At 65.7% G+C, this 21,081-nt stretch carries 14 protein-coding genes; 10 read left to right on the forward strand and 4 right to left on the reverse strand.

Annotated elements, in window-relative coordinates; all coding sequences use genetic code 11:
• Nucleotides 1-102: 102 nt before the first annotated feature.
• From ACOZ4N_RS12665 to ACOZ4N_RS12680, 4 genes are all read left to right on the forward strand, one after another.
• Nucleotides 103-1,413, forward strand: coding sequence for a ferritin-like domain-containing protein (locus ACOZ4N_RS12665; protein WP_424016735.1), 1,311 nt, complete (start codon nucleotides 103-105; stop codon nucleotides 1,411-1,413).
• Between the two features lie 64 nt (nucleotides 1,414-1,477).
• Nucleotides 1,478-1,756, forward strand: a complete 279-nt coding sequence (locus tag ACOZ4N_RS12670) for a winged helix-turn-helix domain-containing protein (RefSeq protein WP_424016736.1) — start codon at nucleotides 1,478-1,480, stop codon at nucleotides 1,754-1,756.
• A gap of 43 nt (nucleotides 1,757-1,799) precedes the next feature.
• Nucleotides 1,800-2,108, forward strand: a complete 309-nt coding sequence (locus ACOZ4N_RS12675) for a hypothetical protein (RefSeq protein ID WP_424016737.1) — start codon at nucleotides 1,800-1,802, stop codon at nucleotides 2,106-2,108.
• A gap of 138 nt (nucleotides 2,109-2,246) precedes the next feature.
• The gene (locus ACOZ4N_RS12680) at nucleotides 2,247-4,217 is read left to right on the forward strand and encodes an aconitate hydratase (protein ID WP_424016738.1); all 1,971 of its coding nucleotides are present in this window, start codon (nucleotides 2,247-2,249) and stop codon (nucleotides 4,215-4,217) included.
• A 294-nt stretch (nucleotides 4,218-4,511) separates the two neighbouring features.
• Here the strand turns inward: ACOZ4N_RS12680 and ACOZ4N_RS12685 are convergent, their stop codons facing one another.
• Entirely contained in the window at nucleotides 4,512-4,907 is a 396-nt protein-coding gene (locus tag ACOZ4N_RS12685; RefSeq protein WP_424016739.1) for a hypothetical protein, read from the reverse strand.
• A gap of 136 nt (nucleotides 4,908-5,043) precedes the next feature.
• Here ACOZ4N_RS12685 and ACOZ4N_RS12690 point away from each other — a divergent pair, with 136 nt between their 5' ends.
• On the forward strand, nucleotides 5,044-7,026 hold the full coding sequence (locus ACOZ4N_RS12690) for an AMP-dependent synthetase/ligase (RefSeq protein ID WP_424016740.1): 1,983 nt from the start codon (nucleotides 5,044-5,046) through the stop codon (nucleotides 7,024-7,026).
• Between the two features lie 12 nt (nucleotides 7,027-7,038).
• Here the strand turns inward: ACOZ4N_RS12690 and ACOZ4N_RS12695 are convergent, their stop codons facing one another.
• Nucleotides 7,039-7,737, reverse strand: a complete 699-nt coding sequence (locus ACOZ4N_RS12695; protein WP_424016741.1) for a hypothetical protein — start codon at nucleotides 7,735-7,737, stop codon at nucleotides 7,039-7,041.
• 146 nt (nucleotides 7,738-7,883) lie between these two features.
• Nucleotides 7,884-9,038 carry a thiolase family protein gene (locus ACOZ4N_RS12700; protein ID WP_424016742.1) on the reverse strand — a complete coding sequence of 385 codons (1,155 nt, stop codon included), beginning with the start codon at nucleotides 9,036-9,038 and terminating at the stop codon, nucleotides 7,884-7,886.
• A gap of 273 nt (nucleotides 9,039-9,311) precedes the next feature.
• On the opposite strand from ACOZ4N_RS12700, the gene ACOZ4N_RS12705 reads away from it, so the two are divergent.
• From ACOZ4N_RS12705 to ACOZ4N_RS12725, 5 genes are all read left to right on the forward strand, one after another.
• A complete protein-coding gene (locus ACOZ4N_RS12705) occupies nucleotides 9,312-10,664 on the forward strand; it encodes an ATP-binding protein (protein WP_424016743.1) in 1,353 nt (450 codons plus the stop codon).
• 193 nt (nucleotides 10,665-10,857) lie between these two features.
• The gene (locus ACOZ4N_RS12710) at nucleotides 10,858-18,255 is read left to right on the forward strand and encodes a hypothetical protein (protein ID WP_424016744.1); all 7,398 of its coding nucleotides are present in this window, start codon (nucleotides 10,858-10,860) and stop codon (nucleotides 18,253-18,255) included.
• On the forward strand, nucleotides 18,255-18,767 hold the full coding sequence (locus ACOZ4N_RS12715; RefSeq protein WP_424016745.1) for a hypothetical protein: 513 nt from the start codon (nucleotides 18,255-18,257) through the stop codon (nucleotides 18,765-18,767). The genes ACOZ4N_RS12710 and ACOZ4N_RS12715 overlap by 1 nt, the downstream gene beginning before the upstream one ends.
• A 244-nt stretch (nucleotides 18,768-19,011) precedes the next feature.
• Entirely contained in the window at nucleotides 19,012-19,836 is an 825-nt protein-coding gene (locus tag ACOZ4N_RS12720; protein WP_424016746.1) for an MBL fold metallo-hydrolase, read from the forward strand.
• A 43-nt stretch (nucleotides 19,837-19,879) separates the two neighbouring features.
• Nucleotides 19,880-20,083, forward strand: coding sequence for a hypothetical protein (locus ACOZ4N_RS12725; protein ID WP_092694086.1), 204 nt, complete (start codon nucleotides 19,880-19,882; stop codon nucleotides 20,081-20,083).
• Here ACOZ4N_RS12725 and ACOZ4N_RS12730 read toward each other — a convergent pair.
• Nucleotides 20,076-21,044, reverse strand: coding sequence for a DUF5787 family protein (locus ACOZ4N_RS12730; RefSeq protein WP_424016747.1), 969 nt, complete (start codon nucleotides 21,042-21,044; stop codon nucleotides 20,076-20,078). The two genes, ACOZ4N_RS12725 and ACOZ4N_RS12730, sit on opposite strands and share 8 nt — an antisense overlap.
• Nucleotides 21,045-21,081 lie beyond the last annotated feature (37 nt).

Here is a 21,081-nt window from a genome sequence, read left to right on the forward strand (position 1 = left end):
TTCCCCCTCGCTCCGGGCGGAGTTCCGCGGGAGTCCCGGCGGATTCCTGTCACAGTTCGGACAATCCCTTTTGTGGGTGACGGGCTGGGGACTGGTGGAGCAATGAACCCGACCGACGACACCACCGACGACGACTCGCGCTTCTCACGCCGCCGCATCCTCGGAGCCACTGCGACCGTGGGTGCGCTCGGCCTGGCTGGCTGTTCCGGGAACAGCGGCGACGGGACGCCGACGGACACCGAGATGGGCACGACGACCGAGACGATGGACACGGACACGCCTACGGGCGAAGACGAGTCCATGGCCGCGCCCGACGTGCCGCTCCTGAACTACGCGCTGACGCTCGAACACCTCGAAAACGCATTCTACCGCGAGGGGCTGGACACCTTCAGCGACGACGAGTTGATGAACGCCGACGCGCTCGCGTCGTTCACCGGCTCTGTTCGAGCGGAAGTCCCCGACTACCTCCGGACGGTCGGGGCTCACGAGGCCGCCCACGTCACCGCCATCACCGACACCGTCGAGCAACTGGGCGGCACGCCCGTCGCGGAGGGCGAGTACGACTTCGGCTACGAGACGCCGAGTGAGTTCCTCGCGGTCGCCCAGGCTCTGGAGAACACCGGTGTCGCCGCCTACGCGGGGGCCGCGCCGCAGGTCGTGAACAACGACGTGCTGGCGGCCGCGGCGGGCATCCACAGCGTCGAGGCGCGTCACGCCGCCTTCCTCAACCTCGTCAACGACGAGTCGCCGTTTCCGGCGGCCGTCGACGAAGCGATGAGCATCGACGAGGTCCTCGAGGTCGCCGGCCAGTTCGTCACCAGCGAGGTCGACCCCTCGGTGTACGAGACGGGCGACGACCGCCCCCAGCCCGACCGGAAGGCCGACGACGACACGAGCGACCTCGGCGTCCTGAACTACGCGCTGACGCTCGAACACCTCGAAAACGCCTTCTACCGCGAAGGGCTGGACACTTTCAGCGACGAACAGCTCATGAACGCCGACGTGCTCTCGTCGTTCAGCGACGAGGTGCGGATGGCGGTCCCCGACCACCTGCGGGCCGTCGGCCAGCACGAGGCCGCTCACGTCAGCGCGATCACGGACACGGTGAACCAGTTCGGCGGGACGCCCGTCGAGGAGGCCACCTACGACTTCGGCTACGAGACGCCCAGCGAGTTCCTCGGCGTCGCGCAGGCCCTGGAGAACACCGGCGTCGCCGCCTACAAGGGCGCGGCCCCGACCGTGTCCAGCGACGCGGTGTTCTCGGCGGCCATCGGCATCCACAGCGTCGAGGCGCGCCACGCCGCCTTCCTCAACGAACTCAACACCGAATCCCCGTTCCCCAGGGGTGTCGACGAGCCGATGACGATGCAGGAAGTCACCCAGGTCGCGGGCCAGTTCATCGTGGAGAGCTGAGGTGGGCGCGTCGGCCGCCCCGTGGCGACGCTCTTACGTAGGGTGGTTGTGATGGGTTCCCGTAATGGAGGCAGTCCTCTGGTACGTGCTGGCGGGCACGCGGGGCGGCGTCAACCGCGCGCGCCTGCTCCGGGCGCTGGAGGAGCGCCCCCGCAACCCCAACCAGCTCGCCGAGGACCTGGACCTCAACTACGACACCGTCCGGCATCACCTCGACGTGCTGACCGACAACGACGTCGTCCGGTCGAGCGGCGACGACTACGGCGCGGTGTATCTCCCGTCGGAGACCGCCCGACACCACTGGGACGTCGTCGAGGAAATCATCGAGCAAACGGAACCATGACCGACCGAGACCACGAGCGGCCACCGAGCAGGAGGACGGGACGATGAGCATCTGGATCGACGCGGCGCGAGTGGCGGCCGCCGTCAACGTCGTCTTGCTCGCGGTGCTGGGGACCGTCTGGGCGCGCAACTACCTGCGACTGCGCTCGAAACACACCCTCGGCATGCTCGTGTTCGCCGGCCTCCTGTTCGGCGAGAACCTGTTCGCGCTCTACGTCTACCTGATCGATCCGGCCCTGTCCTCGTGGTTCAGCAGCGATGCGGTCCCCGCGGTCGCCTGGCGCGCGATGCTCCTCTTTCACGTGCTGGAGACGCTTGCCATCGGCTTTCTCACCTGGGTCACCCTCGACTGAACGGGAATCAGCCACCACCGCGCACGCACGTGGTTTCGCACGACAATGGATGACATCCAAGGGGTACTAGGGATGCTGGAGACCTGATATCGGAAACTCGCATGATTTATGTCCGCGGACCATCGACGGACAGACGTTATGGGACAGACGCTTACGGAAAAAATTCTCGACGATCACCTCGTCGAAGGCGAATTGGAGACCGGCGAGGAGATCGGGATCGAGATCGATCAGGTCCTGACACAGGACACGACCGGCACGCTGGTGTGGCTGCAGTTCGAGGCGCTGGGCCTCGACGAAGTCCAGACGGAACTGGCCGCGCAGTACTGTGACCACCAGACCTACCAGTTCGACTTCAAGAACACGGACGACCACCGCTTCCTGCGTTCGGCCGCAGGGACGTTCGGCGCGTACTTCTCGCGTCCGGGCAACGGTATCTGTCACAACGTCCACAAGGAGAACTTCGCCGCGCCCGGCAAGACGCTCCTGGGCAGTGACTCCCACACGCCGACCCCCGGCGGCCTCGGTCAGCTGGCCATCGGTTCCGGTGGGCTCGACGTGGCCGTCGCCATGGGCGGCGGTGCCTACTACATCGACATGCCCGAGGTCGTCAACGTCCGTCTGGAAGGCGAGCTGCCCGAGTGGGCCACCGCCAAGGACGTCATCCTCGAGATGCTGCGCCGCCTCAGCGTGAAGGGCGGGGTCAACAAGATCTTCGAGTACACCGGACCCGGTGTCGAGAGCCTCAGCGTCCCCGAGCGGACGACGATCACCAACATGGGGACCGAACTGGGCGCGACCTCCTCGATCTTCCCGACCGACGAGAAGACCGAGGACTACCTCGCGCGCCAGGGCCGCGAAGACGAGTACGTCGAGCTCCAGCCCGACGAGGACGCCGAGTACGACGACCAGCTCACCATCGACCTCTCGGATCTGGAGCCGCTCATCGCCGAGCCGTCGATGCCGGACAACGTCGTCCCGGTCAGCGAGGTCGAGGGCGTCGACGTCGACCAGGTCATGATCGGTTCCTGTACGAACGGTGGCTACGAGGACATCCTCCCGGCCGCGAAGATGCTGGAGGGTCGTTCCATCCAGCCCGACACCGAGATGATCGTCGCGCCCGGTTCCAAGAAGGCCAGCGAGATGCTCGCCCGTGAGGGCTGGACCGCCGAGATGATGGCGGCCGGCGTCAACTACTCCGAGGCGACGTGTGGTGCCTGTATCGGCATCGGCCACGTCCCCGGCTCGGATTCGGTCTCGCTGCGGACGTTCAACCGCAACTTCGAGGGCCGTTCGGGCATCGAGGACGACAACGTCTACCTCTGCTCGCCGGAAGTCGCCACCGCGGCGGCCATCAAGGGCGAGATCGTCGATCCGCGCAACCTCGCCGACGAGCTCGGCGACCTCGAAGCGCCCGGCTTCGAGCTTCCCGACCAGTACGAGGGTGCCGAGAACGACATCATCACGCCCGACGACCCCGTCGACGACTCGCTCGTCAAAGGGCCCAACATCGGCGACGTCCCGCTGAAGGACGAACTCGACGCCGAGCTCGAAGGGGAAGCCCTCCTGAAGATGGAGGACAACATCACGACCGACCACATCATCCCTGCGACGCAGGACATCCTGATGTACCGGTCGAACATCCCCAAGCTGAGCGAGTTCACGCTCTCGCGTGTCGACGACACGTTCGCCCAGCGCGCACTCGACAGCGACGGCGGCTTCCTCGTCGCCGGCGAGAACTACGGCCAGGGCTCCTCGCGTGAACACGCGGCCCTCTGTCCGATGTACCTCGGCATCGAGGGCGTCCTCGCACAGAGCTTCGCCCGCATCCACAAGGCGAACCTGTTCAACTTCGGTCTTCTGCCCCTGGAGATCGACGAAGACGACTACGAGAAGATCGAGCAGGGCGACGACATCGAAGTCGTCGACGACGTCGCCGAGGCCGTCCGCTCCGGGCAGGAGGAGTTCACCGTCCGCGTCAACGACGACTGGGAACTCACCGCCACGCTGGACGCCTCCGAGCGCGAACGTGAAATCCTCGCCGACGGTGGGAAGCTCTCCCACACCAAGAAGCAGGCCGACAGCGGTTCCGGCGCGCCCGCCGACGACTAAGTCGGATACCAACCGCTTCCATTTTTCGCGGTCGCCAACCCCGACAGCCACAGCGCTGGCCGTCCGGAAACGGGAGAGGGGGAGAGACCGGGGACGGGCCGGGGTCGACGGTCCCGCCGGGAGGTGTCGCGTGGCCACCGAGCGGTGACACGCCGCCAGCGACGACCCCCATCGGAGAGCGAGCGTCCAGGTCCGTAGTTACCCGGCAGTTTTTACCAGTAATCGGGAGCAGGTCTCGCGATAAGGCGTTCCTGTCGCGCGGGTCGGCGGCGGGCCTGGCGGACTATGGGGCGCTTACTCCAGCGACAGCGAGACGAAATCGACGTCGTGGTCCTGCATGTAGTCCCGGAAGTCGGCGACGATTGGGGGGAGCTTGGCGAAGATACCCCGTTCGAAGGCGGCCACCGCGAGTTCGTCCTCGACGAACCCGGTAAACAGGACCTTCGAGTCGGCGACCTTGATGAGCTGGTTGACGTTGTCGACGTCCATCATCGACTCGTAGGAGACTTTCGCGGTCACTTCGTGGAGTTCGCCCTCGACCTCGTCGTTGCGGCGGTCGGTCCAGGACAGGTCCTCGCGGAGGTGGAGAACGTCGACGGTGCCGGTCTCGGGGTCCACCCGACAGAAGTACCGGAGCGACTCCCCCGCGTGTTCTCGGGTGATCGCACACATGTCTTCGAGAACGGGCATGTCTCGGGACACAGGGTGCCCATCCACTAGTCTGTTTGGCCGACTTCGGTGCCCAATTCCGCGGTACCGTCCCGGGCGCGCCAGCGTAGCTGTCGCAACTGAAGATTTATATTTCTGCCAGTTGGTATTTGATGTTATGACCAAATCTGGGGATCCGGGGTGGCTCGAGTCCGAACGGGAGTACACCGACGAGGTGATCGGGGACGATACGATCCCCGAGCTGTTCGCGGCGAGCGTCGAACGCAACGGCGACGGCGAGGCACAGATGTACAAGGGGGGCATCTATCCGCGGTCGCTGACGCCGGCGGTCGTCGACGAACCCGAGCCGGGGACGTACACGTCGATCACGTACGAGAAGATGGGGGAACTCGTCCGGTATCTGGCGGCAGGCTTCCGCGAGCTGGGTGTCACGTCGGGTGATCGCGTCGGGATCATGTCCGACTCCCGGATGGAGTGGGCACTGACCGATTTCGCCCTCCTGTCCAGCGGCGGCGTGGTCACGACGATCTACACGGAGTCCTCGCCCAAACAGATCAAGTACCTGCTCAACGACCCGGGTGCGACCGGCGTGATCGTGGAGAACGAGCGACTGCTCGACAGACTCGTCAGGGTCCAGGACGACCTGAGTCTGGACTTCGTGGTCGTCATCGACGAACTCGACCGGTACGACCACGTCGACCAGATCCGCACGCTCAAGGACGTCTACGACATGGGCGTCGAGCACTACGACGAAGACGAGTTCCGCGGGTGGCTCGACGACCTGGACAGCCACGACCTGGCGAGTCTCGTCTACACCTCCGGGACGACGGGGAAGCCGAAGGGCGTGAAGCTGACCCACCACAACTTCCGGTCGAACATCAACCAGCTCTGGAAGCGCGTGGGTCCGCGACCCGACAAGGACGACGACATGCCGGTGCTGGACTCGGACAAACGAACGATCTCGCTCCTCCCGCTCGCCCACGTCTTCGAGCGGACGGTCGGGCACTTCCTGATGTTCGCGGCCGGCGCGACGGTGGGGTACGCCCAGAGTACCGACACGGTCGACGAGGACCTGAAGAAGATCCAGCCCCACGGCGGCGCGAGCGTGCCGCGGGTGTACGAGCGCATCTTCGCCCAGGCCCGCGAGCAGGCCAGCGGCTCGGAGGTCAAAGAGCGGGTCTTCGAGTGGGCCGTCGACGTGGCCCGCCAGTACAGCCGCGCCGACGATCCCGGGCTCGGCCTCCGGGTCAAACGTGGCATCTCCGAACGGCTGGTCTACAGCAAGGTCAAGGAGGAACTCGGCGGGAACATCATCCTGATGGTCAGCGGCGGCGGGAGCCTGAGCGACCGCCTCGCGGAGCTGTTCGACGGCATGGGCATCCCCATCTTCGAGGGATACGGCCTGACCGAGGCCGCGCCGGTCGTCACGGCGAACACCCCGGAGGACCACCGGACCGGCACGCTCGGCCGGCCGCTGGTCGACATGGACATCCGGATCGACCCCTCGAAGGTGTCCGACGAGCAGTTCGCGGACGCCGAGGGGTACGTCGGCGAACTCCTGGTCAAAGGCCCCAACGTCACGGAGGGCTACTGGGAGATGCCCGAGAAGACCGACGACGCCTTCACCGCAGACGGCTGGTTCCAGACCGGCGACATCGTGGAACGGGTCGACGGCGACTACCTCATCTATCACGACCGGCTGAAGAACCTCCTCGTGCTGGACACGGGGAAAAACGTCGCTCCCGAACCCATCGAAGACGAGTTCTCGACCTCCTCGCGGGTCGAGCAGATCATGGTGATGGGCGACGACGAGAAGTTCGTCTCCGCCCTGATCGTCCCGAACTTCGACGCCATCCGGCGGTGGGCCGACAACCGGAACCTCGACCTGCCGGCCGGGCGCAACGCCATCTGTGAGGACGCCCGTGTCAAGGAGTGGGTCGTCGAGGACGTGAACCTCGTCAACCGGACGCTGGAGAAACACGAGACGATCAAGGAGGTCGAACTCGTCCCCGAGGAGTGGACGCCGGAAAACGACATGCTCACCCCCTCGCTGAAGAAGAAACGGCGGAACATCCTGGCCGAACACGCCGAGAAAGTCGACCGGATCTACGGGGACAAAGAAGCCCAGCTCGCGGACTAGCGGTCGAGGGGGTCAGTCCGGTCCGGCGGTTTCGCTCGTCGCGACGGCCGTACTGTCGAGGTAGACCGCCTGTTCGGCGGCGTCCTCGACGGCGTCCATCGCCCGGTCGAGCCACAGCGCGAGTTCCCGGACGACCAGCGCGGCGGCGGTGTCGTCGGTCGCGAACGCCTCCGAGACCAGTTTCTGCCGGACCGTGTCACAGCGTGACTCCAGATCCGCGACGGTCGCCCGGGCATCGTGGACGGCGTCGACTGTCCGGTGTGCGGGGCCGGCGAACAGGTCGCCGATGGCCGCGGCGAGTGCCCCGACCGCCTCGACGACGAGATCCCCCATTCTGGCGAAATCAGCGGTGGTAGCCGCCGAGAGCGTCGGCTCCATCGCGGCCAGTTCGCCGAAGAACGTCTCGACGTGATTGGCGGTCTCGTCCGCACAGGCGAACAGTTCGAGGACGCCACCGGGCTGGAAGTAGACGCGGGTGAAGTTGGGACCCATCGACTGCCCGACCGTCGTCCGAATGGTGTCGAGCAGGTCGTCACAGTCCGATTCCAGCCGCCGAGCCCGTTCGAGTTCGCCGCAGAAGGCCGCCTCGTCACGGCCGTAGTACTCGACGCCGGGCCGCACGCTCTCGGCGCAGTCGGCGAGTCGGTCGAAGTAGCGGTCGGAGACATCGGTGAACTCGGTCCGGAACGCAGTGGTCGGAGTCTCGCTCATCACGGGTCGATTCCGAATTCGGCCGGTAAGCAGTTGCTATGAGGGGTCTACAGCGACGGGGAGCGGTATTGTGCGTCTGCGGTTGAAAGAAGCGGCGGAGTAGTTGAATTAAGCCGGCTCGTAATCGACGATTGATGACGGCCAGTCTAGGGCAGCTCGAACTCGATGGCCGCGCCCTGCCCGAAGCCGACACACTCGGTCGCGAGGCCGAGTTCGGCGTCCCGCTTGTTCATCTCGTGGATGAGCGTCACGGGCAGGCGGGCACCGGAGGCACCGAGCGGGTGGCCGATGGCGATTGCGCCGCCGTTGACGTTGTAGATGTCGTCGTCGAAGCCGAGTTGCTGCTGGCAGTAGTAACACTGGGAGGCGAAGGCCTCGTTGAGTTCGACCAGGTCGTAGTCCTCGGGGTCGCGGCCGGTGCGCTCACACAGGCCCTCGACGGCGGGGATCGGACCGATACCCATCACGGTGGGGTCGACGCCGGCGACGTTGTTGCCGCCGACCTCGGCGAGGATGTCCAGGCCGTGGTCCTCGGCGAACTCCTTGCTCGTGATCATGGTGGCGGCCGCGCCGTCGGAGATCTGGCTGGAGTTACCGGGCGTGACGGTCCCGTCGGCCTTGAACACGGTCGGGAGGCCTTCGAGTTTCTCCTTGGTGGTGCCCGGGCGCAGGCCCTCGTCTTTCTCGACGGTGATCTCGTTGCCCTCGTCGTCGGTGCCCTCGATGGGGACGATCTCGTCGTCGAAGCGGCCCTCCTCGGTGGCCTCGACGGCGCGCTGCTGGGAGCGGGCGGCGTACTCGTCCTGGGTGTCCCGGGAGATGTCGTACTCCTCGGCGACCTTCTCGGCGGTCATCCCCATCTGGAGGTCCATGACGTTGTAGTGGTCGTTGAGCGCGGGGTGGACGTTGGCCGTGTTCTCACCCATCTCGACGCGGGACATGCTCTCGACACCGCCGGCGATGAGCACGTCGCGCTGGCCGGCGCGGACGGCGTCGGCCGCGGAGATGATGGCCTGCGCGGAGGAGGCACACCAGCGGTTGACGGTCGTCGCGGGCACGCTCTCGCCCAGATCCGACAGCAGCGCGATGACCCGGGCCATGTTGTTCCCCTGCTCGCCACGCTGCTGGGCACAGCCCCAGATCAGGTCGTCGACGTCCTCGCCGTCGAGGCCGGTCTCGTCGAGCATCTGGTTGATCAGCGGGATCGAGAGGTCCTCGCTACGGACGTCCGAGTAGACGCCGTCCTCCTTCCCCTGCGGTGTACGGTACGCTTTGACAACGACTGGCGTGTTATCTGCCATGTGTAGCCCATCAGGGTCGTTCGTGTTAAATCCCGTCGAACTCCCACCGCTGGCACTACCAGTTGTCGGCGGCGGCCCGTCCGCGCCGTTCCTATGTTAACCACCTCGCATAGATGGCTTACAGTTGAAGTGTTGTCGAGGGATTCGGTGAACACCTCACACGCCAGTCGCGGGAGTTCGGTGGGGACGGGCCCGGTGTGCGGGGGAGTGAGCGGGGCGTTCGCGGCCGGAGTCCGGGGGGCTTATGTCCGTCGCGGTCGAATCTCGGTGGGAATGAGTGACCCGGAGCTGGACGTCGTCGAGTTCCTGTTGACAGCGACAGCGTACAACGACGACCGCGAGTTAGAGCCGGACGATCTCCCGCCGACCTACCGGACTGTGTTCTGGAGCGACGGCCGCATCGAGCGACCGCTCTCTGCGACCGCGACGACGGCCGCGGACGCGACCGGCGTCGAGCGACCCTGGGACGCCATCTCGGGGCTGATGTTCACCGACCGCGACGACTTCTCGGGCGACATCGAGTTCACCGACGAAGACATGGCCGAGGAGTGGTTCCTCGACCGCGCGGACGAGGAGCGGATCCGCGAGAACCCCACGCTGGCCGCCGCGTACGGCGACGAGTTCGGCGTCGACTACGAGCAGGCCCACGAGCTGAACCGCCCGGCGCGGGCGGATCGGGCCTGGATCGACAGCCTGCTCGACGAGTACTTCGACGACGAGGAAGAGGAGGAGATGCTCGACCTCGTGGACATCCGCGCCCCCGAAGAAGTCGAGATGACGATGGACGATCTCGTCCTCACAGAGGATCAGGAGGGCGAGATCCACAAGATCGTCAAGGCCATCGAACACCGGGACTACCTCGCCCAGATCGGGCTCCGGGAGATCGGGAAGCTGCTGTTCGTCGGCCCGCCGGGCACCGGGAAGACCTCCGTGGCCCGCGCGCTGGCCCGGGAACTCGACCTGCCGTTCGTCGAGGTGAAGCTGTCGATGATCACCAGCCAGTACCTCGGCGAGACGGCCAAGAACGTCGAGAAGTCCTTCGAGGTCGCGCGGCGGCTCTCCCCGTGTATCTTCTTCATGGACGAGTTCGACTTCGTGGCCAAGACGCGCTCCTCGGACGAACACGCCGCGATCAAACGCGCGGTCAACACCCTCCTCAAGAGCATCGACGACATCAGCCTCATCGAGGACGACGTGTTGCTGATCGGGGCGACCAACCACCCCGACCAGCTCGACGCCGCGGCCTGGCGGCGCTTCGACGAGATCGTCAACTTCCCCAAGCCCGACCGCTCGATGCGCTCGGACATCCTCCGGGTCGTCACCCGGGAGATGGAGATCGCGGACTTCGACCCCGAGACGCTCGCGGAGATGACCGAAGGACTGACCGGCAGCGACCTCCGGCTGGTCCTCCGCGAGGCGGTGTTGAGCGCCCTGACCGAGGAACGGACGACGCTCACCCAGCAGGATCTGGAAGACGCCGTCGCCGACTTCGAGGAACGGGACAACCTGAAGAACCTCGACATGATCGACGGCGACGCCGACGCGCTGGTCGCCGGCGGCGACATCTCCGGCACCGACGAGGAAGCGGCCGCCGACGGGCACGGCCACGATCACGCGGACGACTGACGAACCCGGATCGGCACTATCGGTTTCTTCCAGCCAGCCCCGCTCGTGACGGAAGCGGCCACCGGCAGACTCCGCAGCGTACGGGCGCGACGAACCGCTCGGCCCTATGTATAAAGCACTGTTAATTGGAAGTTTTATATAAGCTATTCCGAAGGTAAAATTATAATACGTAGTGGTTTCTCGGCTGTCATTAATGAGAGACATATCGAATCGGATACTCGCGGTGTTGTTTACCTTCCTCATGGTGGTGGGGAGTTTCGCGCCCGTAGTGCAGGCCGTTCCCGGCGGGACGTATCAGGCGATCGACCGGGGGCCGCCCTCACAGGTCGAGCAGGAGAATCGGACTGCCATCGGCCTCAAGACGACGGCGCTGGCGTATCTAACCGGACTCGGGGTGGACGAGGACGAGACGGAGTCGGACGATCCGAACGTCAGCCGGCCCGATCCGGGCGATCTGGATCGGCGCGACTGGAACGAGACGGAGCGTGACGTGCCCGAACCGGTCACGACGATTCGGGAGACGCTCGGAACGTACCGTGGCCCGGACCGTGTCGAATCGGAGTCGGTCTTCCGTGACGACGCCAGGGCCCTCCAGCAACTCTCGGGATACGCCACGTCGGATCCGTTCGTCGTCGACGAGGCGAGCTGGCGGGTGGCTCGCGCCGACGCGCGGACGGCGAATACGTCGATCGAGGACGCCCAGCGCGCGTGGGCCGTGTTCGGCGACGCCGTCGACAATCCGGGACAGCGCCGCAAGATCCAGCGGAAGCTGACCAACGCCGAGCGAGCCTACGAGCGCGGACAGGACGCGCTGGGCGGCCAGGGACGAAGCGTCGAGACGGCCGCGAAGGACCGGGCACGGGCGATCAGGCACTTCGCGACTGCCTGGCGGCACAGTCAGCACGCACTCGATACGCTCGCGAAACACACCGAACCGCGAGTTCGCATCCGGACCCGCGCCGACCCGATCCGGAACGGATCGACGGCCACCGACCGGACGCTGCTCGGGCAGGTCCAGGCGGTGCGGCCGTGGGGACTGGACGACGTGACGATTCGGGTCGGCGAGAACCGGACGACCACCGTCTCGACGATGGACGGGACCAGACCGGCAGGCAACGCGACGTTCATCGCGAACGTCACGCTCGAGGACCGCCGTGTCAACGTCACGGCCGCACTCGGCGACACCGAGCCGAATCACGAGATCCCCGAAGTGGTCGCCCAGTACGAGAACGAGGAACCGGCCGGGAACGAGCGCGAGGTGCGCTATCCGAACCGGCTGGTCGCGACCGCGATCAGAGCCGTCGACGCGCGGGCGGCACACGCCGTCGGCTGGGACGTGGGCACCGACGACGAATCGTCCGCGGCCGGGGACACGCTCCAGCAGTTCACCGTCGAATACGCGGACGGCGTGAACCTCTCCGCGGTCACGGCCGACTCGGTGGGTGTCTACGTCGACACCGACGCGGACATCCCGCCGGAGGTGAACGTGAGCGACGACGTGCGCGCCGTGTCGGTCGACGACCACGGGACGACGCTCTCGGTCACGCTCGACGGGAATTACACGCTCGCTCCCGAGGACTACCTCCTGCTGACATACAGGCCCGTGGTGCAAGGCTCCGAGCCCGGGGAATACCCGGTGCGCGTCAGCCTCAACGGCGGAGCCGACGACGAACGGCGGACCGGGACACTCGTCCTCGAAGACTACACGACGAGCGAGGACCCCACGGAGCCGAACGAAACCGAGCAGTCGGACCCGGACAGCACGGACACCGGGACCGACGAGGAAACCGACCAGTCCGACGGCTCCGGCGGCAACCGGACTGCAACCAGTGACGAGCAGAGCGGCGAGCTGACTGGCAATCAGACCGCATCCGGGAACCAGACCAGTACCGGAAGCGAGAACCAGACCACACCTATCGGCAATCAGACGACACCCACTGGTAACAAGACGACGCCTGCTGAGAACCAGTCGATACCGGACGGCAACCAGACCAGCACGCCAAGCGGAACCGAGACGGTCACCGACGACAGGACGCCGGAGACCGGGGCCGAGGCCAGTGTCGGCCCGCGGGACAGCGCCGTTCGGCCGCTGCGGTTCGGCGAGGTTGCCATCGACTCGGGGCGAACCGTCGGCCAGCAACGCGGCGGACCGCCGGGTCAGCGGGGCGGATCGGGGCCACCGCGAAACGGCAACAAACAGGACGACACGCCCCCGGGACACGACAAAAAGCCCGGCAAGCGCGGCAAGGGCAACGGAAAGCGGGGGAAGAAGAAAGGGAAACGAGGCGACGAGGACGACGACGAGGAAGGTGATCACGACAGCGACGACGAGGACGACGAGGAGGACGACGACGATTCCAGCGACAGTGACGACGCACCGGCCGTCGGTGTGACGCCGGACCTCCCACAGCGGGACACGGTGCTGTTCGACGGTGACGGGCTCCGGGACACGTACGAGCTCGAGGTCACGGGGACGAATCCGCTGTACTGGGACAGCAACGCGACGGCGATCGCCGGTGATCGGGGCGGTGACGGACTGCTCGACGGGGAGCACGACTTCGACGACGACTCGCTGCAGACGCTCACGGAGCAGTTCGCCGGGACGGACCCGTTCAGCGCGGACACCGACGACGACGGACTGACCGACGCCGAGGAGCGGTCCTACGTGCGGCTCTCGGCGACCGATGCCGACAGCGACGACGACGGAACGCCCGACGGCGCGGCCGATCCCGACGGGGACGGACTGTCTACCGCCGAGGAGATCGAGGCGGGGACGGACCCGTTCACGGCCGACACCGACACCGACGACCTCGATGACGGTGCCGAAGTCACCGAGTACGGGACCGAGGCGCTCACACCCGACACCGACGGCGACGGGTTGCTCGACGGCGAGGAGATCCGGCTGGGCACCGATCCGCTCGTCGCGGACTCCGACGGTGATGGCGTCCCCGACGGCGAGGAGTCGTATACCACGACCGCGACGGACGACGCGACCAACGTGTCGGTGACGGTCAGTGGCGAGGGTGACGTGGCTTCGACCGTCGAGATCGCGCCCAAACCCACCTTCTTCGCGGACAGTGGGGTGCGTGCGGGGCCGACGGTGCGCCTCCGGAACCGATCCGCGTTCGAGAGCGCGACCGTCCGGCTTCCGATCAACGAGTCGGTTCCCGAAAGCGAGTACGAGGACCTGGCGGTGTACAAGTGGAACGGCTCGGCGAACGACACGTGGCACCAGCTCGAAACGGCCGTGAATAACCGGAACGGTACCGCCACGGCGACGGTCGGTTCGTTCTCGTATTTCACGGTGATCGACACCGACGAGTGGGTGAACCTCACGACGGCGAAGGCACAGGGCACGGTCGGCAACGCGACGGGCGATCCGATCGCCTTCGAGAGTCAGTCCGACTTCAGCTGTCAGCAGGCGTGTACGATCACCAACGAGACGAGTCTCGTGCTGGGTGGCGAGCCGACGACCCGGAAGATCGTGGCGGAGCAGGCAGGCGAAACCTACGAAATCGTGCCGTTGCAGAACGATCAAAGCATCACGGAGTTCTACAACTACGGGAACAACGAGATCAACTCGCCGATCGAACTCGCGGAGTCGGACAAGAGTCAGCTGTTCTTCTGGTCGGGGCCAGAGGGGCTGAGTCTCGTCGCCCTCCACGACAAGCCGGACGACGGCTCGGGGGGAGCGGTCGACCTCGGCTTCAGCGGGCTTCCGTTCTCGGACGGCGAGTGGGTGGTCAGAGACGATCCTCCGGACTTCGACCGCGGCTCACGGACGCGTCCGCACTGGACGTGGAACGACATACGCACCGACGGCGGGGCGTTCAGAGGCGGCCTGCGGAACCAGACGATAACCGTCACGCCGTACTTCAACGACGCTGCGTCGGAGGAGCCGATAACGTCCGGGTCGATCGACGCCTGGCAGCTCCTCGTCGGGAAGGCGACCGATCCACGCAAGGAGCAACTCGACATGGACGAGCCGGTGACGCTTCGGATCCCGTCGGCACCGAGCGACAGCGGCGAGTCGAACGAGACTGCCGGTGACACCGGATCGGCCTCGTGGACCTACTCGCTGGCCGACAGCGACACCGACCAGCTGACGCTGTTGTACAAGACCGAACAGACCGCGCAGGATCCGAGTGTCGAGGTCGTCGCGAGCGACGACGCCGGTAACACGGTCCGGCAACAGCTCAACATCGGAACGGCAGGGACGGTGCAGGAGCCGCTCAATCTCACCGGGCTGAGCGGCGACGAGGTCACCATTGAGGCCTCTGCGGACGGCGTCGACCTGAAGATTCAGTTCGCGCCGGTCCAGACGGCGTCGTCCGGGCAGGATACCGACGGCGACGGCATCCCCGATTACATCGAGAAACGCGAGTGGGTACTCCCCGCAGGATCGGGCGAGCGGTTCAGTACCTCGCCGTACGACGCCGACACCGACGGTGACGGTATCGACGACGGTGCGGAAGTCACCTTCGAACAGGTCGGTGGGTCGGTCGTCATCGAGAACGCGGTCGCGAATCCCACCGAGTACGACTCCGACGGAGACGGCCTCTCGGACTACGAGGAACACGAGGAGGGCTGGACCGTCGAGTACACGACCGACCGTGGCGAGGCCGAAACGGCCGCGAAACAGACCACCGCCGACGACGTGGAGGGGCTGGAAGATCGGACCGTCTACTCCGACCCACTGGCCGAGGACACCGACGGTGACGGGGTCGACGACTTCGACGAGTTCACGAACCGGACCGACCCCACGCGGGAGTACACCGTCGACGACGGGCTGGGCGACGCCGCGGCGTTCGATGTCGGCCAGGACCCGACGCTCCACGACTACACCGGGCCGGAGGTCTCGAACGTCCACATCTCCACCGAGCTGTACTTCTCGATGCCGAAGGACCTACTCCAGAAGCTCGAGGAGTACGGTATCAGGTCCCTCGAATTCATTCGGGCCATCGAGTCGATGCCACAGCGGATCATCGACCGGATCACCGCCTGGCGACTCGACAGGAAGCTGGGGACGCTCCTCAGCCTCGGGCAGAGCAAGATCCAGGAGATCGCGTCCTGGAACGCCAACAAGATCGGGACCTTCCTGTCGATAGCCAACAGCGGGCTCGAGAAATTCCAGCAGTGGGGAAGCGCCCAGTGGTCTGCGTTCAGTAACTGGAGCACGAGTCAGATCGCGGAACTCCAGAGTTGGGGCGCCGGTGACATCCTCGCACTCGGCGAGGAGAAAATCGATGCGGTCAGGGGTGTCATCGGCGAAGGCGCGGACGCGATCGGGAACTCGATCAGTGACTTCCGCGGGTTCGTCGACAGCGTCGTCAGTGGCGTGAGTTACGCCGGTGACAAGTTCGTCGACACCGTGACCTTCGGCTACCTGTCGGCCTCGATGATGGCCGGGGCCGGCGTCACGACGCCGGTACGGACCCGCGCCAGTGTCGCCGCCGGATCGCAGTCCCCACACGTCCTCACGCCGGCAGCATCCACCAGCGCAGGTGGGGCCGCTGCCAGCGTGAGCGGCGGATCGGCGGCCGCCACACCGGACTTCGACGTGCCGGACGAGATCGATCCGCTGGCCTCCGAGTACCGGATTACGTTCGCGGTGACCGATCCCAGCGGCGTCGGCGAAGTCGTCCTCAAGAAGGGGGACAACACGAACACCGTCCAGTTCGGCGGCGGCTGTCAGGATGCCACCTGTCGCACGACCGCGACGCTGCTCGTCGACAGTCCGATCACGGGCGCGCTGGAGACGTTGACCGGCGAGAAGGCGACGATCATCGCCAACGACGTTCACGGGAACGAGAACAGCGGGGAGTATTTCAGCTCGAACGTCTACGGCGAACTGGCGAAGCAAGTCGCGAGCGCGGAGCTGACTATCGAAGAACTCGACATCACACTCAGTCTCGATCAGCGGATCGGCGGCTACGATCCGATCGCGGTTCTGGCCGTGTTCTCGGGACTGTCCCACGCCATCGGGAAGTCGATCCAGGGGCTGATCCAGCTCGTCAAGAACCCCAGCCAGATCCTGGCGCTGATCGACCTGGCCAAAGCCATCGTCAACGACTTCACCGTCATCGGGAGTCTCATCACCGGCGCGCTCGGCTCCATCCAGCAGGCCCAGCGCAGGCACAACCCCTTCGACCGGTCGAACACGCTCAGCGATCTCACCAGCGGTAACTTCGGTGCGATCACCGAGATCGGCAACACCTACAACCGGTTCGCTGTCGGCTGGTACGCCGGCTACGTCGGCGGCTTCATCGTCGAAGCCATCGCCGGTTCGAAGGGCGCGACCAAGGTCAAGAACGTCATCCGAGCCAACTCCAAGATCGGCAGCAAAGCCCTCGACGCGGCCGGCAAGGTCCGGGCGGCCACCCTCGGCCGCGCCGAGAGTGCCGCCGCCCGTGCGGGCATCCGCGTCGCCAGGGGCCTGCGCTCGAAAGCGCCCGAACTCGACGCGACGGCCGTCCGCCGCGCGCTCTCGAACTCCGCGACCACCACCAAACAGCGGGTGGCGGCCAAATTCCGGAATCTCGACTCTGCAACACGGACGACGATCAACGAGGCAGGGATCGAACAGCCTGTCGCGCGGTATCTCGCAGAGACCAGGGGCGACGGAGACTTCCTCGACCAGTTGGACAGTGACGATCTGAAAGCGCTGTTCCCCTGTAGCTCGCGACGTGGCGCCGCAGGCAGTGCGGCGCTGGCTATGACCGCGGGCGTCACGGCGTCCGCTGCTGGGACCGTCGCCACCCAGAGCGGTGGCGCCTGTGATGTCGACCGCGACGGCTTCCCAGACCTCGGGAGGGACCTCAGTGCCGCCGTGCGACGCGGTGACCTCACTGAGACGAAGGCGAAGAACTTCCTCGACGAAGTTACACGACTCTCCGACTCGGGGGCTGGAGAGCTGTCGCGGCTTCTCAAGAACGATGCTGGAACGCGATATCGCCTCATCAAGCGCTACGGCGACGGTGACGTTACTGATGCGAACCTCCAGCGGATCGACGAGTTGCTCGATAGCGGCGACATGGATCGGGCTGATGTGCAGCGGATGCTGGGCATGCTCGAATCGAAGGAAACGAACCCGCTGATCGACGGTGATCTAAAATCAGAGGAGTTGCTTGACATCGCTGAAAGAGGAGGTCTCAGTGAGACAATCGGTGCTGTTCAGCGAGGAGGGAGAACGATAAGTATTCCAGAAGGCAACCGAGCAACAGGATGGAATCACGTGGTTGTTCGACACGTCGAAGGAACCTACAGAATCGACGCAGAAGGTGGGACCAGCCTCTTTCCGACTGGGGCAAGTGTAAGAGGAACGAACCTCCCAGACAGCCTCAGCAAATCCAAGGTTCAGAGACTGATATACGATGGGATCAAGCAAGGTGATGAAACCACCCGACCAAACGGCGCGAAATACTATTTCGAGCCGGTCGAAAACGGGTATCCAGACAGTGGAGTAGATGATATGAGGATTATCGTCGAAGACGGGACTGTAGATACCGCGTATCCCCTGAGCGGTGATGACGTGCTCAGATACGTCCCAGATCTAAATGACGGTGCTGGAGGGTTCGTGGAGACAAAATAATGAGCGAATCAAAATACGATAACGTCCAGATAACGTACCGCCATGACACGGAATACTGGGAAAATGTCGATCAAAATAATCCAAACAGCTGGACACAAGTGTCGATATCGGTCGATTCTGAACAGGTCTACGGCCGTGATAATGGCGGAGTGACAGGTCGGGCCTGTACTACTACGCTCGAACTCTTGGAGTCAGTCGAGGCGATAAATCGCGGCGAGCGCTACATCGTCGAATTCGAATTCGGTCCCTCGTGGCTGACTGCAGAGCCGGATGGAGAACAGACAATAAAAATCGTCCGCTGTGCAACGTTCAAAGCCGCGAAAGATCCAGACGAGCGGCTCAATATTGACAGAGCCTACACAGTCCCGAAAGACGCGTGGGAGAATGAAGTCGTCAGGGTTGCCAGGGATTTCGTTAAAGAGGTTCAGAACCGCAACCCAGAACTCGCCGACAACGAGTCAATCTGTGCGATCCGGAGCAAGGTAGACGAAATCGATCATAGAGAATCGTAACGAGACTTATCAAAAAGGATCCAGTTCGGCGATCACCACCAAACAGCGCGTGGCCGCGCAACTGAACGATCTAGATGCCTCGACTCGGCAGGCGGTCGACGAGGCCGGCGCGGAATCGCGGGTCGTCCGATACCTCAAGTCGACTCGGCGGGGTGAGGCGTTCCTGGATCGGCTGGAGGGACGGTTCCCGATGGCACCCCGAAGCCGCGGGGTTTAGGGCCCCAGAACTCTTTTCGGCGGGCGAATGGAGGTCACGCTGCTCGGCACCGGCGACACGACCGGCACACCGACGCCCGGGTGTTCCTGTGACACCTGCGAGCGAGCGCGCGAGCGCGGCGTCGAGCGCACCCGCTACTCCGTCCACGTCCGCAACGAGCGGACCGACGAGGCGCTGCTGGTCGACGCCAGCCCCGACTTTCGCCACCAGTTCCTCGAACGTGACGTGGACCTGCCCGACGCCGCCGTGATCAGTCACATCCACTTCGACCACCTCGACGGCCTCGGCAACGCCTACCGGCTGTTCGGCGACCTCCCGGTGTACGCCGCCGACGAGACCGACCCCGAAACCGGCGAGAGCGTCGCGGAGACCGTTCGCCGGCGGTACGACTACCTCGACGCCGTGACGGTCTCCGCGCAGTCTCCCTTCGAGCCGTTCGAGACCTGCGGGTTCGAGGTCACGCTGGTTCCGGTCGATCACCCGCCGCTGGTGTGCTACGGTCTCGTCGTCGAGGACCCGGAGACGGGCGCGAAGCTCTCGCTGTCGGGCGACACGAGCTTCGGGATTCCCGACGAGTCCCGCGAGGCGCTGACCGACCCCGATCTGTTGCTGGCCGACGGCATCGTCCCGGCCCACCTCTGTGAACACCACCCCTACGGCGGGAAACACGAAGACGAGGACGGCGTGCCACGGACGTTCGGGACCAAACACATGACAATCGAGGGGGCGCGCTCGCTCGGCGCGGAGCTGGGCGCCGACGAGACACGGATCGTCCACCTCTCGCACTTCATCCCGGCCGACGAGGCCTTCGACGAGGACCTGGCCGTCGACGGCGAGCGGTACGAACTCTGAAATCAGCCCGGTGCTTTTGTCGCGGACTCCCCTGCAACGGACGATGACCGACGCCGAGCAGTTCCCGACCGACCACCCGCTGGTCGCGACCGGCCTCGTCGCGGCGGTGGGCGCGGTGGGCTACGCCGTCCCGACCGCGCTGTTCGGGCGATCCGTCGAGCCAGTGCCAGTCCTCGCGTTCGTCGTCGCCTTCACCGCGTGCTACATGGGTGCGGTCGTCGTCTCCCGGCGGCTCGGGATCACGTGAACCGATCCAGCCCGGACTGGCGGCGCTGTCGCCCTTCGGGATCGGGGTCCCAGGGCTGGCCGGTGGCGCGCTCGGCGGCCGCGTCCACGTCGGGCGGGTCCGCCGAATCGTACCCGTCGCAGTCGGGGCCACACTCCCGGGCGGGGTCGACGATCCGGCCCTTCCAGGCGCAGTAGGGGAGCCCCCCGCGGTCGAACCGCTCGCGGGTCTCGACTTCCGCGCAGTCCGGGAAGTCGTAGGTCCGCCAGCCCTTGCCGTAGGCGCGTTCGGCCACGCGGCGGCGCTGGCGGCGTTTCTCGGCGGCGGTGACGACCGCCACGTCCGTCCGGGCGGTGCGCCGGTCCAGCACGTCGATCCCCGTCTCGTCGGTGTCCAGCGGCGTCGGCTCCCGGATCACCTCGCGCTCGCCGGAGTCCGGATGGAAGCGCCAGACGCCGACCGCCTCGGGAATGCGATTGAGGTGTGCGCCGGTGACGTGGGATTCGGTCGCCAGGATCACCGCGTCCAGCAGGCCGAGGCTCACGTCTTTGCGGAGCTGGGTTTCGAGGTCGCCGGGCCGCCCGAGGTCGGGCTTGTTCTCGATGCCCACGAGGGAATCGAACCAGTCCTCGGGGTAGCGGGCGGTCTGGCGGACGTACGTGCGGCCGTTGCGGCGTTCGCGCTCGAAGAAGCCGAGGTCGACCGCCCGCTCGACGACCGCCTCGGCGCGCTCGGGGCGGATCTCGAAGGCGTCCTTCCAGTACCGGGCCGTCCCTGGTCCGACCGCGCTCTCGATGGCCGGTCCCGGGATGCGCTCGGGCGTGATGGCCGCCCGCTCGTCGAGTCCGGGACCGGGTTCGACCACCACGAGGTCCATCACCCGGTTGCCGTGGCAGGCGGTACCGAGTTGTCTGGCGATGACGGCCTCGCGGTCGCTCTCCAGGCGGGCCGACAGGGCGACCTCGAACGCGAACTCGGACACACCGGGTGCAGGGGCGCGGCGAGCAAAAGCGTCGCGC

Origin of the sequence: Halorientalis pallida (genome assembly GCF_049605515.1) — an archaeon.
Taxonomy (GTDB): Archaea; Halobacteriota; Halobacteria; order Halobacteriales; family Haloarculaceae; genus Halorientalis; species Halorientalis pallida_A.

What these genes read in the sequence shown, in the direction of transcription:
- ACOZ4N_RS12665 (WP_424016735.1), top strand. Translation starts at nt 103, where the DNA reads ATGAACCCGACCGACGACACCACCGACGACGACTCGCGCTTCTCACGC.
- ACOZ4N_RS12670 (WP_424016736.1), top strand. Translation starts at nt 1,478, where the DNA reads ATGGAGGCAGTCCTCTGGTACGTGCTGGCGGGCACGCGGGGCGGCGTC.
- ACOZ4N_RS12675 (WP_424016737.1), top strand. Translation starts at nt 1,800, where the DNA reads ATGAGCATCTGGATCGACGCGGCGCGAGTGGCGGCCGCCGTCAACGTC.
- ACOZ4N_RS12680 (WP_424016738.1), top strand. Translation starts at nt 2,247, where the DNA reads ATGGGACAGACGCTTACGGAAAAAATTCTCGACGATCACCTCGTCGAA.
- ACOZ4N_RS12685 (WP_424016739.1), bottom strand. Translation starts at nt 4,907, where the DNA reads ATGCCCGTTCTCGAAGACATGTGTGCGATCACCCGAGAACACGCGGGG.
- ACOZ4N_RS12690 (WP_424016740.1), top strand. Translation starts at nt 5,044, where the DNA reads ATGACCAAATCTGGGGATCCGGGGTGGCTCGAGTCCGAACGGGAGTAC.
- ACOZ4N_RS12695 (WP_424016741.1), bottom strand. Translation starts at nt 7,737, where the DNA reads ATGAGCGAGACTCCGACCACTGCGTTCCGGACCGAGTTCACCGATGTC.
- ACOZ4N_RS12700 (WP_424016742.1), bottom strand. Translation starts at nt 9,038, where the DNA reads ATGGCAGATAACACGCCAGTCGTTGTCAAAGCGTACCGTACACCGCAG.
- ACOZ4N_RS12705 (WP_424016743.1), top strand. Translation starts at nt 9,312, where the DNA reads ATGAGTGACCCGGAGCTGGACGTCGTCGAGTTCCTGTTGACAGCGACA.
- ACOZ4N_RS12710 (WP_424016744.1), top strand. Translation starts at nt 10,858, where the DNA reads ATGAGAGACATATCGAATCGGATACTCGCGGTGTTGTTTACCTTCCTC.
- ACOZ4N_RS12715 (WP_424016745.1), top strand. Translation starts at nt 18,255, where the DNA reads ATGAGCGAATCAAAATACGATAACGTCCAGATAACGTACCGCCATGAC.
- ACOZ4N_RS12720 (WP_424016746.1), top strand. Translation starts at nt 19,012, where the DNA reads ATGGAGGTCACGCTGCTCGGCACCGGCGACACGACCGGCACACCGACG.
- ACOZ4N_RS12725 (WP_092694086.1), top strand. Translation starts at nt 19,880, where the DNA reads ATGACCGACGCCGAGCAGTTCCCGACCGACCACCCGCTGGTCGCGACC.